This window comes from Stenotrophomonas sp. 8(2023) (assembly GCF_030345295.1).
Lineage (GTDB): Bacteria > Pseudomonadota > Gammaproteobacteria > Xanthomonadales > Xanthomonadaceae > Stenotrophomonas > Stenotrophomonas muris.
In genome coordinates this window covers 2,743,452-2,755,301 of the sequence record NZ_CP128404.1, presented here as the reverse complement: position 1 = coordinate 2,755,301, position 11,850 = coordinate 2,743,452, and the positions used below count along the sequence as shown (strand labels likewise).

Here is an 11,850-nt window from a genome sequence, read left to right as displayed (position 1 = left end):
AAAACGCCATGTGGGTCTGATCGATCGGGGACTTCGTGTTCTTCCGGTCGATCCTGTCGTATCCGCGCAAGAGGATTGACGAGTTCGGCATCGAATTGCTCGGCGACATGATGGCGTGGGTCGATAGCATCGCCCTGATACTGATGACCCTGTGGGTGCTGATTCAGGGCTTCCGGATCGTCACCGGCCGCAGCCGCGACTCCATGATGGTGCTGGTGACCGACATGGCGCGCGCGGCGTTGATTGTGAGCGTTGCCAGCAGCATGGCGATGTTCGGCAGCAACCTGCAGAAATTCCTCAACGAGGACGTCAAAGGCCTGATCACCCACGTGGTGACCGGCAAGGACCAGCAGCCGGAAGACCAGATCGACAAGAGCCTGGCGTGGATGCAGGTGGCACTGTCGAGCATTGATGGCATCAAGATTCTGAATGATCCAGGGTTGCAGGCGGACAAGACGCGGGCGCTTTGGTTCATCGGCATGGGCACGGGCGGTCCGGCCGTCACCGCTGGTGCGATGTTGCTGCTCTACGAGGTCGCGCTGGCGCTGTTCATCGGCCTGGGTCCCTTGTTCATTCTGTGTCTGCTGTTCGACCAGACCAAGCAGCTGTTCCAGCGATGGCTGTTCTACGGCATCGGCACGATGTTCTCGATGGCGGTACTGGCAGCGATGGTATCGATCGCGCTGGACATGGTGATCCGTGTCTCGACCGCGTTCTGGTCCACCGCCCTGGTCAACAAGTTCCTGCTCGAAGGCGCCTCCAGCGACGGCATGACCAGCCAGGCGATGCAGCAGGGCGGCATGGGATTGATCCTGACGACCTTGATTCTGACTGCGCCCCCAATGGCAGCGATGTTCTTCCAGGGCACGCTGGGTAGCTTCATGGCATATTCGCAGATAGGTGGCAGCCCGGTTGCTGCTGCGCCGGGACCTAATGGACAGCCGCCGGGTAGTTACTACACGCCGGATAAGCCTTCGACGAGCGGTGGCAGTCAATCGGGCGGTTCGACTTCAGCTGGGAGTAATGTCGTAGTCACGGGCAGTAACTCCACAGTCGGGTCAGGAAATTCTGATACTGGCCGTAAAGGCTTAGCTTCACATTAGGAGCCGGAAATGAAGTCAATTCGTGTCTATTCAGTTGCAGTACTCCTTCTGGGTATGGGAGTCATTGCCAGCCTGCCACAGACGGCCAGTGCGGAAGGAAGATGTCCTCCCGGTCAGTATCCAATTGGTGGTCAGGGAGTGGGTGGCTGCGCCCCCATTCCGGGAGGTAACACTGGAACGGTATCGGCGGCGCCAGTTGCAACGGGGCGCTGGATCAAAACTTGGGGCGCCATCGCTTTGGCCAAGGGCGGGGACGTAGGAGTAGCTCTTGGTAAACGAAAGAAGCGAGACGCAGCTTCTGAATCGCTTGCCAATTGTGGACAGCGTGGGGCAACGGATTGCAAGGTTGTGTTGGCGTTCAATAATCAATGCGCTGCATTCGTATCACCCAGTGACGCAAGGTTTGGTGGCTCTACGTTTGCGCGTGCGGCTTCTGTCGATGCTGCGAGCAAGATGGCTGTGGATGCTTGCGTGAGACAGGGAAGTAACGGTTGCAAGGTCATTTATTCCGGGTGCACCGAGCCAGAGTTTGAGAAATTCTGATTTAGGTTTCGGCTGCTGCTATGGTCGGAAACGACAAGTAGCCGGGATTTGCAGATCGAAGAGCGCCTGTCGTCGATACACGGGGCTACGTCAAACGTCGACTGCATGAATCATCTGAGTGATTCCCGACTTCAGCAGGACAAGGCTCGGGTCATTCGATTAATCGCCCCCGGCACGGGAGGCCCAGCAGTGACTGTGAGTTCAATGTCGCTGCTGTTCAACGAACCAAGCAGCTGTTCCCACGATGGCTGTTCTACGGCATTGGAACCATGTTCTCCATGGCGGTGCTGGCGGCGATGGTCTCGATCGCGCTGGACATGGTGATCCGCGTGTCTGCCTCGTTCTGGATGACGGCGCTTGTGAACAAGTCCCCGCTCATGGGCGCGTCCAGTGACGGTATGACCAGTCAGGCCATGCAGCAGGGCGGCATGGATTGATCCTGACGACCTTGATTCTGACAGCGCCCCCAATGGCGGCCATGTTCTTCCAGGGCATGCTGGGTGGCTTCGTGGCATATTCGCAGATAGGTGGCAGCCCTGCGGCGGCGCCTGGTCCGAATGGGCAGCCGCCGGGCAGCTATACACCTGCGCAGACGACAAATGCGGCAGAGCAGAACGCGTACCTGAAGCAGTTGCGCCGCAGGAAGCCGGCGAAGCCCGGTGACCCAGTTGCGGGTCCGGAGCCGGTGTACGAAATCCAGGTCAATTCCGTCTACGAGAACGCGACCAAACCGAATCGACTGGTCAGAAAGTACTGGGTGAACTGTTCACAGAACAGCGTGGCCATCAGGACGAGTCTGATCCAGTGGCGCGATCGGCCAATGGAGAACGTCCCACCGGAAAAATTCGAACCGCGAGCCGAGGCGATTGCTCCCTGGCAGGTGCAACTGGTGCGGTTTGCCTGTCTAGTTGGGCCTGATCCCAAGGCCAAGGTACCAGCGGAAATGATGAAGCGTGGCTTCCTTTCCATCGGTGACGTCGGGCAATCGCCTGTGGATTTCATCTGGGCCAGCCTGTGGAAGGACAGCAAACGTCCAGCATTCACCTATCTGCCGAGCGACGCTGAAATGGATCGTACTGTGCGTGGCCTGGAAGCGGCTGTGGCGCGCGGCCAGAGTGAAACCAGCAAAGCTCTGGATGAGTCGCGGCGCGCAGCCAACCGGGTGGGTCGTAACAATCTCATGGACCTGTGGATCGGCAAGACAGAGCAGGAATTCGTGCGGACGTGGGGCCCACCGGATCGTGTGGAGAACGGGGCCGATGGTTCGCGCACGTTGTACCTGCATCGTGGCGAGCGTGTGCAGGGATTGAATGCTTATGGGCATGTCGTCAGTGACGTAAACAATCGATGCGATATCACGGTGCTGACGACGGACGGCTACGTCCGCGACTACGCCACACAGGGGGCCGCATGCGCCCAGCAGTTGCGCTGAGCGCGATTGCTGGCCACGACGCGAGGAAGCATGGCTTGTGCTGGGTCCCGCACCCGTCGACTTAAGCGGCGTAGGCTTTCCGTGCAACATCGCCCCGGCCGGACCAGACCGTATGTGGGAATGCGAGCCATACCTGCGGTGCCATCCACCGCGTGTCTGATTGTCGGATAAGCCACCATTCACGTTAACCGCGCTGTTTCTGTGATCAAGTGCGCTTTTCATCCCAAGCACCCTTCGACGAGCGCTGCCTCCTCGAAGTAAGCTGCGTGCGCGTCAAAATCCCGACGCGCCGGTGCCATCGAACACAGGAGCTTTTCCGTCCATGAGGACTGTGTCCCCCCGCGGTGCGGGTGACGCTTGCCACCATCGCGGTTGCCGTGGGCTCGGGGCTATCATCCGCCATGGCGACCGCAGGGCACGTGCGAGGCATCGCCCCGTTTCCGGCCTCCGCTCGGGAACTGGCAAGACGGGATTGAAGGAGTTGCAGGGGATGGAGAAGGGGAGTGGCACGCACATGGACAATGCCCTGGCGTTCGTTCCGTCCGGCGCGAACCTGCTGGAAGCCGTACGCGGCGATCTGACCGGTAATGGTTTCCAGGACCAGCTCCTGGTGATCGACCAACCTCCTCCGGAGGGCTTGCTGCCCGGCGAGCACGGACCGAACCGGGTCCTGTTGTTGCTGCTGGGCGATGCCACGGGCCGCTGGCAGCTGGCGGCACGCAACGACAAGCTGGTGCCGTGCTCAACGCGCGGTGGCATTGCCGGTGATCCCTTCGCCTACGTGACGATTGAAGACGGCGCGTTCAGCGTGATCACCAACGGCGGGAGCCGCGAACGCTGGAGCAGCATCTACACCTTCCGGTATGCACCTGCCGAGCAGGCGTGCTGGGTGCATGGCGTGCAGCGCAAGGTGGTGGACACCGAAACCGAAGCAACCCACACGCGCGATTTCTCCGCGGCCGAGCTTGGCCGGGTGCGGTTCGAGGATTTCGATCCGTCCGTCGTCGCCGACGTCAGCTTGCCTTGAGTGCCATGCCTGTGAGGAGGCGGGAGTATCCAACGATGATCGAGCAGGAGTTTCACCGTGTCGCAGGATAGGGAGTCGTTGCTGTTGCGGCAGGCCACGGAGGCCGGCATGACTTCGTCCCGGGAACTGGCCAACTTCATGGCGCAGGCCGGGCATGAATCCCGTGGCTTGAGCCGTCTCAACGAGAGTTTCAACTTCACCCGGGGCATCTCGCAGATCCCGGTGGAAGCAGCGTGGCGCAATGGCAATGGCGCGCTTGAGAACGCCCGCCAGGAGGCGCTGCGTGGGCGGCCGGAGAACCTGGCCGAACTGATGTATGGCGGGCGCATGGGCAATGACGCGCCCGGTGATGCACTGAAGTATCACGGCCGTGGCTATCTGCCGCTGGTCGGCAAGGAGAATTACGAGCGTGCCGGCAAGGCGCTGGACCTGGACCTGGTGAATCAGCCGGAGCTGGCCGCGCAACCCGAGCACGCAGGCCGTATTGCCGTGTGGCAGTGGCAGACGCGGGTGCCGGAAGCGGCGCGCGAGGACGTGCGCGAAGCGACGCGTGCCCTGAATGGCGCGCTCAACGGCATCGAAGCCCGCCAGCAGCGTTTTGACGTGTGGCAGCAGAAGCTGACCCCCGATGTGATGGCGCGCTTGGAGCGTGGCGAAGTGGGGGCGCCTGCCCAGCCCACAACGGGACGCGACATGTCGCAACCGGGCGAGCCGGGATACACGCTGTTCTCGGGAGCGCGCCAGCACCTGCAGCAGATGGGGCCGCAAAGCGGAATGCGCAGCGCGCAGGAACTGGACAATGCCGCCGGCGCACTGGCGCTGAGCGCGCAGAAGGCCGGAATGTCGCGTATCGACCACCTGTTGGCCGGCAATGACGGTCGCACGCTGTTTGCCGTGCAGGGCGCGCTGGGCGATCCGGCCATGCTGCGCGCATCGGTCGATCGCGAACAGGCGGCGCAGCAGCCGCTGGCGCAGAGCAGCCAGCAATTGGCTGCCAATGTCGCCCAGCAGGACCCGGCGGCCGCGCTCGCCCGCGAGCAGGAGCAGCGTTCTCGATCCCTGTAACACCGATGCCGGCGGGCAGGGTGCCCGCTGGCGCTTCATGTACGACGCGTGGCGCCCTGTGGCGCCGACATGGAAACCCACCCGTAAGGACACCACATGCGAATCGTTCCCCCGAATGCCCGCCACGCCGCTGCCCGCTGCAATGCACCCGTGCGTCGCCTGCCGCCGCTCTGGCTGCTGTCACTTGGACTTGCCGCAGCGTCGGCACAAGCTCAGGAGGCAGCGGCGCCCGTCGTGGAGACGCGCCCCGCTGCCGAGGCTACCGTTGAGGCGCCTGCAGGGGCAGCGCCCGTTGCAGCGCCCGCGGCGGCCGACGCCGTTGTCGCGGCGCCGGCTCCCGAAGTACCGGCTGCCGCGACACCCCCTGCGACACCGGTGGTGGACACGCAGCCGGCGCCGGCTGCGGACCCGGCGCCTGCGCCCGTTCCGCCCGCAGCGGCGGCGCCTGTGGCTGCACCGCCTACAGTCGTCGAGTCAGCGGTCCCGGCGGTAGCGCCGGCACCGCCTGCATTGGCCATCGTGCCGTTGCCGCCCGAGCAGGCGACCGAGCGTGCGCTCGGTGCCCGCTGCCCGGTGGATCTGGCCGGGCGGCTGGCGAGCCAGGGCGACCTGCTGATCGGCGCCTGCCAGGGCACCATGCCGGCGCATCTGGCTGCGATGCTGGTCGCGCTGCCCGAGCAGGACATCCACCTGCCGCGCAGCTGGCGCGAGCGTGAGGTGCGGCAGAAGGCCTGGTTCAAGGCGGTGCCGGGCTACGGCCAGCGCCCGGACTTCATCGTGCGGATGGGCGACATCTGGGTGCGCTCGTTGGAAGGGCGCGACGCCGACAGCACGTTCTACCTGGTGTCGGCGCCGTTCACCTGCAGCGACCAGGTCGCCAACCGTGATGAGTACGGCGCGGAGCCGGTCCGCGTGCCAGCGGGTGATTGCCGCGAGGCCTATGTGGGCCAGCGTGTGTACCAGGTCCGCGGGGACGCGGCGCCGAGGGATGTGACCGCCGATGCCATGCCTGTCATGCCGCAGCAGACGGAAGCGGATCGTGCGCGGCAGCTGTCGCGTGAGGGACGGATCAGCCTGGACCATAGCAAGTTGCAGTACGGCCCGGCCATGCGCTGGTTCGTGCAGTATCCGGAGTCGGCGCAGAAGGGTGGTCCGCGCGCCTACGGTGACTGGAACCGTGAGCACATCGCGTTCGTGGTCTGGACCGGTGATCGCTTCGAGCTGCGCGAGAAGGTTGCGCGGGCGCAGTGGCCCTGTGATCCGGTAGCACCTGGCGATCGCGCCTGTGGTGGATTCCCGGATTCCGGGCCGGATCTGTTCGTGACGGCCGGAGCATCACTGCTGCCGGTGGCGGCCCCCAGCCCCTGAACCAGAGTGCCGATGTACAACGGGAGCCGGAATTACCGGCTCCCGTGCTGTCCATCAGGCCTGCAGGCTGCGGGTCTGATTCTGCTGCTGTTCCAGCTGCTGGTCGCGCTCCAGTGCAAGGCGCTGACCTGCGGCCTGCTGGTCGATGCGCTGGCTGCTCTGTTCCAGCGGTGTGTTCATCGCCACCGCCGTATCCACTGACACGCGAAGGTGGGCCGGGTCACCGCCCTGGCCCTGCACGGCGAAGCTGCGCGAGGCATCGGCATTCATGACCACCTCGTCGATGCGCTTGCCGCCCGCCGCATGCATTTCGGCGGCCAGGCTGCCGGCCAGTTGCGTGCTCATTACGTCCGGTACCCGGCCGACGCGGACGTCCTGCGCGTGCACGCCACGGATCGCGTCGTTGAACAGTGGGTTGCCCACATGGTTGGCGTCGTCCATGCGCAGCATGCTGGTGTGATGGCCGTTCTTCTCCGCTTCGCGGCGTGCCGGCTCACCGGGCTGCAGCGGGCCGCGGATATGGTCGTACAGATCGACGGCGCCGCCCGGAATGCCGCGCGCCGCGCGGGTGACACCACGGCGCAGTGATTCAACGTCGTCGCGGTACTCCTCGATCATCCTGGCGTTGTCTTTTGCCAGCTTCTGCGTTTCCGGGTGTTGCAGCACCGAGCCGTCACCGAGGAAGTTGCCCAGCTTGTGCGCACCGAACGAGCTGCCTGCGGCGATGATCGGCCGGTCGGGGATCAGGGCGCGCAACGAGTGATTGCTGAAGCCGTTCGCGGCAAGCGTGCTGATTTCATTTGGCCGGGCGTAGATGCGCACCTGGCCGAAGTGCGGCGACGCCGCGCTGACCGGATCGGAGGCCATGACATGGTTGATCATGGTGTTGCCGCCTTCCGGGATGCGGTAGCTGAGGCTGACCGCGCCATAGGCGTTGAAGGTCTCGCCCTTGACATTGAAATGGTGCGAGGTGATCTGGGCCAGCGCGCCACCGAGAGAGTGGCCGGTGACGGTGACTTCGGGTGGGCGCTGTCCGAGATCCTGCCCCTCCTTCTTGGCGTAGGCCAGGGCGCGTTGGGTCAGCGCGATGGCGTCCGGTGCCTGGACGTTGGTGCGGGCGACAACCATGCCACCATCGGTCAGGATCGCATCGCGGGCGATCTGTTCGGTGCCGCGATGTGCGACGACAATTTCATTGGTGTCGACTCGCTGGTAGATCGTTCCCTGATAACCGTTCAATCGATTATCAACGTGCTCGAGGATCTTGTACTCATGCCCGTTGATCGCTACGAGCTCTTCCTTGCCGGGAGCGCGTCGACCGACCGCACGGTCCTTGTACACGTCGTCGGAAATACCCGCATAGTCTTGGCTGCTGAGGCTCATTGGCGGACCTCATTGGCTTCAAGTGAAGCCGAGAACAGCGAATTCTGCAGCTCAGGGCGGAACTTGGTGGGGTCTTCTTGGCCGCTTGCGCCGTAGTCAGGAATCTCGTTCACGCGCGGATAGTCCGAACGAGGATAGTGGCGAGTCTCGGTCTCGCCTTTCACGAATGGCGCTGCTTCAATAAATGAAAGGAAACGCGTCTCGCCCTCGGCCCCCGTCGCCTTCAGCATCGCGCCTGCACCGGTGAACTCCCACTTGCAGACACCGCGACCGTAGTAATCCTCATCCAGCATGCGGTCGATGTATACAGTGCCCCGGTACTCGCCATCAGCGACCTTGCGCAGTTCCACCGGTTCCTGGCTGGTAATCCGTGCAGCCGTGCCGGTGGCCGGCTCGATATAGCCACACTGGTCTTCGTTGGTGACGTCGTACTGCGCGACACCTTCGACCACCGCGAAATCGCCCGGGGCGTCCTTCAGGCGCAGCACCAGTTCATAGGCCTTGCGCGGGCTGGGGTTGAGCTTGGCGAGGCCGCGCCCACCCTGGGCGACATCGGCTTCAGCAGCGGCACGTTCCTGGTTCATGGCGGTCTCCGGATGGCAGGCGGTCAACAGAAGCAGAGCAAGGCACGGAATCATCTTGTGGCGCAATGTCGGCCTCCTGGTGTGTAGGGGGAAATGTGGCACTGACAGCTCATGGCGCGAGCTTCTGCACAGTGGTGGTGGTTGAGAACAGCGCATTGCGCAGCTCTTCGCTGTACCCCGACGGAGCTTCCTCGCCACTGGCGCCAAAGTTGGCGACAGTGTCGGCGCGCGGATAGACAAGGTTCGGGTAATAAAGCGTCAGAGGCGAGTCGTACTCCATGCGCTTCTTGTCGATGAACGTCAGGAATCGCGTATCCGCCTTGCTGGTCGTGGCGCGCAACATCGCACCGACACCCGTCAGCGTCCAATGGCAGACGCCACGCCCGTAGTAGTCCTCATCCAGCATACGGTCCAGGTAAAACGTACCGCGGTACTCGTTCTCGCTGACCTTGTGCAGGGTGATGGGCTCCTGGCTGGTGATGCGGCCTGCAGTGCCTGTTGCAGGTACGATCCGTCCACAGTCTGCGTAGTTGATGGCGTCATACTGGGCCACGCCCTCAACAACCGCGAACGGGCCTGGCGCGCCCTTCAGTGTCAGCACCAGCTCATAGGCCTGCTTCGGCGCCGGGTTGAGTTTGGCCAGGCCGCGTCCACCCGCGGCGACGTCGCGCTCGGCATCGGCGTAGGGCGAGCATGCCGCCAGCAGGACGAGGGCGAGCACTGCCAGCAGCGGCCGTCCCCTGTGTGCGAGGTGCGCTACACCCATGGCCCGATCCTGCATCGTGCGTCCATGTCCATCTATCCTTCCTGGGTGGCAGGTTTCTCGATTATGGAACGTGCCGGGAGCCCTGTGCCACCCCTTGGAGACGGATTTTTGACGCTCCCGGGGCGCGCCGCCGGCAGATCGCTTGCCGCACAGGGCATCCGATCGTCGCGTTGGCTCTGACGCCGGACGCAGGTTCGCAGCTGAATCCGTGACCGGAATCGATCATTCACATGTCCATCACTTCATCAAAGGTGTTGTCCTTGAACTGCACGATCCGCCCTGAAACCCGCGAAGACCACGCGGTCATCCACGCACTCACCGAGGCGGCCTTCCGCGAAGCCCCGCACAGCAGCCACACCGAGCATTTCATTGTGGATGCACTGCGTTCGCGTGGAGCGCTGAGTCTTTCGCTGGTCGCCGAGAAGGACGGGGAGGTCGTCGGACATGTTGCCTTGTCGCCGGTGACGATCAGCGATGGCAGCACCGGCTGGTTCGGCCTCGGGCCAATCTCGGTGCTGCCGGACTGGCAGGGGCAGGGCATCGGTGCGGCGCTGATGCACGCGGCGCTCGGCGCGTTGCGTGAGCAGAACGCGCAGGGCTGTGTATTGCTGGGGGAGCCCGCCTATTACGGTCGATTCGGATTCCGCGCCGAGCCGGGCCTGGTGCTGCCGGGTGTGCCGCCAGAGTACTTCCAGGCGCTGTGCCTGCGGCCACCGATGGCGCAGGGAGAGGTGCAGTACTCGCCGGCATTCGAGGCCACGGCCTGATGATCGGGGCGGGCCTCGAACATCCGTCGAATGTCAGCCGTTGTACCGGAGATGGATCAGGGGATACGGGCGGCCCTGCGAATCCAGCGGTGAACGTCCGGTTTCGACGAAGCCCATGCGCTGGTAGAAGCCGACGGCCTGCGCGTTCTGTTCGTTGACGTCGGTACTCAGCTGCGGATGCAGGGCCAGCGCGTGCTGCAGCAACTGCCGGCCGATACCGGTGCCGCGTACGTCCGGATCGATGAACAGCGCTTCCATGTGCGTGCCGTCGATCAGCATGAAGCCAAGGGGGCGGTCCTGAGCGTCGACGGCCACGGTCATCGCAGCCTGCGGCAGGAAGCCGGCGACTTCGGCATCGATGGCCTGGCGGTCGTCGGCGCTGAGGAAGTCGTGGGTGGCGTCGACGGCGCGGCGCCAGAGGTCGACGAGGGCGGCGCCGTCGTCGGCGCGCGAGGGACGGAGGGTGGTCATGGGTTCACCAAGGTGCTTGCAAAGAGCGCGTAGTATGGCGCGTCCCGACCCAGCGCGCAGGCGTGGATTCATCCGCTGTTGCGATGGCGGATGAAGGGGCTGTAGGCAGTGGCCTCCGCGCGCAGCACCACGCCATCCTCGAAATCGCCGCTGTCGTTGAAGGGCACGGTGGGCCACCGCGGCCATTGCGCCAGGCGTTCGCGGTAGTAGTGGGTTGCTGCAGCCAATGCCTCGTCGTGTGCCTGCACGCGCTCCGCTGCCAGCCCGGAACGCACGCCATGCACCAGATGCGGCTCCAGCACGTCGAAGCCGACGTAGCGCAGGCTGTACATCAAGGGCCACAGCAACAACCGGGTATCTCCCTCGCGGCCGTCGACGGCGCAGGCCCGTGCCGATGAGCCGGTGGTGACGCTCAGCAACGCACGCTTGCCGCGCATCGCGCCGTGCTCGTGGCGCAGGCGGCTGTTGTACATCGGCCCGTAGACCAGCACGCGATCCAGCCAGCCCTTGAGGATTGCCGGCGGCGCGAACCACCACAGCGGGAACTGCAGGATGACCAGATCCGCGGCCTGCAGCAGCTGCAGATGGCGCTGCACATCGGCGGGCAGCCGGCCCTGTTCGGCGCCGTGGCGTTGTTCGCGCTGGGCATCGAAACGGCCGGGCTGCAAGCGACTTGAATGATGGCGGGCCGCTTCCAGCGGATCGAAGCCCTCTGCATACAGGTTGACCACGTCCACCTGCAGCGCGTCATGCCGCAGCTGTTCGGCGGCCTGTGCGGCCAGGTGGGCGTTGAACGAGCGGGGTTCGGGATGGGCAAGCAGGATGAGGGCGCGCATGGGGCGAGGTGTTGGTGGAGTGTGCGACCATCCTCGCGATGCCGGAGTGCCCCGGCAATTACGCACCTTGAGGTAACCATGGCCTACCCGGGCGATGTCTATGCCGCCGATTGCTCGGCACGCGATGCGCTGGCGCTGATCTCCGGCAAGTGGGTGATGCTGCTGTTGCCGGCGCTGGCGCAGGGCCCGCAACGCAATGGCGCGCTGCTGAGGAAGATCGAAGGCATCTCGCAGAAGGTGTTGACCCAGACCCTGCGGCAGCTGGAGCGCAACGGCCTGGTCGAGCGGTGTGATCTGGGGAGCAAGCCGCTGCATGTCGAGTACCGGTTGACCGAGGTTGCACGCAGCCTGGTAGACACCTTGACCGCGTTGGACCGTTGGGCCGAGCACAATTTCCCGGCGCTGGACGCCGCCCGCGAGCGCTTCGACACGCGTTAGCGGCGCCTGCACGGCCGCGGGCGTACAATGCGGCCCCGGCGGCCATCCTGGCCCTGCAGACACGCGA

14 protein-coding genes are annotated in these 11,850 nt (G+C 64.4%); 9 read left to right on the top strand and 5 right to left on the bottom strand.

Features of this window, described 5'->3' with window-relative positions; all coding sequences use genetic code 11:
* The first annotated feature begins 23 nt into the window (after positions 1-23).
* From QP609_RS12955 to QP609_RS12930, 7 genes are all read left to right on the top strand, one after another.
* Positions 24-1,103, top strand: coding sequence for a type IV secretion system protein (locus tag QP609_RS12955; RefSeq protein WP_289214017.1), 1,080 nt, complete (start codon positions 24-26; stop codon positions 1,101-1,103).
* 9 nt (positions 1,104-1,112) lie between these two features.
* Positions 1,113-1,646, top strand: coding sequence for a DUF4189 domain-containing protein (locus tag QP609_RS12950; protein WP_310760805.1), 534 nt, complete (start codon positions 1,113-1,115; stop codon positions 1,644-1,646).
* A 278-nt stretch (positions 1,647-1,924) separates the two neighbouring features.
* Positions 1,925-2,083, top strand: a complete 159-nt coding sequence (locus QP609_RS20900) for a hypothetical protein (RefSeq protein WP_345783021.1) — start codon at positions 1,925-1,927, stop codon at positions 2,081-2,083.
* Entirely contained in the window at positions 2,080-3,078 is a 999-nt protein-coding gene (locus tag QP609_RS20895; RefSeq protein WP_310760800.1) for a hypothetical protein, read from the top strand. The genes QP609_RS20900 and QP609_RS20895 overlap by 4 nt, the downstream gene beginning before the upstream one ends.
* Before the next feature lie 490 nt (positions 3,079-3,568).
* Positions 3,569-4,105, top strand: a complete 537-nt coding sequence (locus QP609_RS12940) for a hypothetical protein (RefSeq protein WP_014647568.1) — start codon at positions 3,569-3,571, stop codon at positions 4,103-4,105.
* A gap of 57 nt (positions 4,106-4,162) precedes the next feature.
* On the top strand, positions 4,163-5,170 hold the full coding sequence (locus QP609_RS12935; protein ID WP_014647567.1) for an XVIPCD domain-containing protein: 1,008 nt from the start codon (positions 4,163-4,165) through the stop codon (positions 5,168-5,170).
* A 519-nt stretch (positions 5,171-5,689) separates the two neighbouring features.
* A complete protein-coding gene (locus tag QP609_RS12930; protein ID WP_289213791.1) occupies positions 5,690-6,538 on the top strand; it encodes a hypothetical protein in 849 nt (282 codons plus the stop codon).
* A 54-nt stretch (positions 6,539-6,592) separates the two neighbouring features.
* Here QP609_RS12930 and QP609_RS12925 read toward each other — a convergent pair whose 3' ends face one another.
* Genes QP609_RS12925 through QP609_RS12915 form a run of 3 tightly spaced genes read right to left on the bottom strand, consistent with a single transcriptional unit; the run spans position 6,593 to position 9,271 of the window.
* Positions 6,593-7,921, bottom strand: a complete 1,329-nt coding sequence (locus tag QP609_RS12925; protein ID WP_069118273.1) for an XVIPCD domain-containing protein — start codon at positions 7,919-7,921, stop codon at positions 6,593-6,595.
* Positions 7,918-8,571: a hypothetical protein gene (locus tag QP609_RS12920; protein ID WP_014647564.1), complete on the bottom strand. Its 654-nt coding sequence runs from the start codon at positions 8,569-8,571 to the stop codon at positions 7,918-7,920. The genes QP609_RS12925 and QP609_RS12920 overlap by 4 nt, the downstream gene beginning before the upstream one ends.
* Before the next feature lie 43 nt (positions 8,572-8,614).
* Positions 8,615-9,271, bottom strand: coding sequence for a hypothetical protein (locus tag QP609_RS12915; protein ID WP_249327307.1), 657 nt, complete (start codon positions 9,269-9,271; stop codon positions 8,615-8,617).
* A gap of 260 nt (positions 9,272-9,531) precedes the next feature.
* Between QP609_RS12915 and QP609_RS12910 the strand changes: the two genes are divergently transcribed.
* Positions 9,532-10,038 carry an N-acetyltransferase gene (locus QP609_RS12910; protein ID WP_197621813.1) on the top strand — a complete coding sequence of 169 codons (507 nt, stop codon included), beginning with the start codon at positions 9,532-9,534 and terminating at the stop codon, positions 10,036-10,038.
* Between the two features lie 33 nt (positions 10,039-10,071).
* Here the strand turns inward: QP609_RS12910 and QP609_RS12905 are convergent, their stop codons facing one another.
* Entirely contained in the window at positions 10,072-10,509 is a 438-nt protein-coding gene (locus QP609_RS12905) for an acetyltransferase (protein WP_197621812.1), read from the bottom strand.
* Positions 10,510-10,577: 68 nt separating this feature from the next.
* Entirely contained in the window at positions 10,578-11,345 is a 768-nt protein-coding gene (locus tag QP609_RS12900; RefSeq protein ID WP_289213790.1) for an NAD(P)H-dependent oxidoreductase, read from the bottom strand.
* A 78-nt stretch (positions 11,346-11,423) separates the two neighbouring features.
* On the opposite strand from QP609_RS12900, the gene QP609_RS12895 reads away from it, so the two are divergent.
* A complete protein-coding gene (locus tag QP609_RS12895) occupies positions 11,424-11,783 on the top strand; it encodes a helix-turn-helix domain-containing protein (RefSeq protein ID WP_164077846.1) in 360 nt (119 codons plus the stop codon).
* Positions 11,784-11,850: the final 67 nt, after the last annotated feature.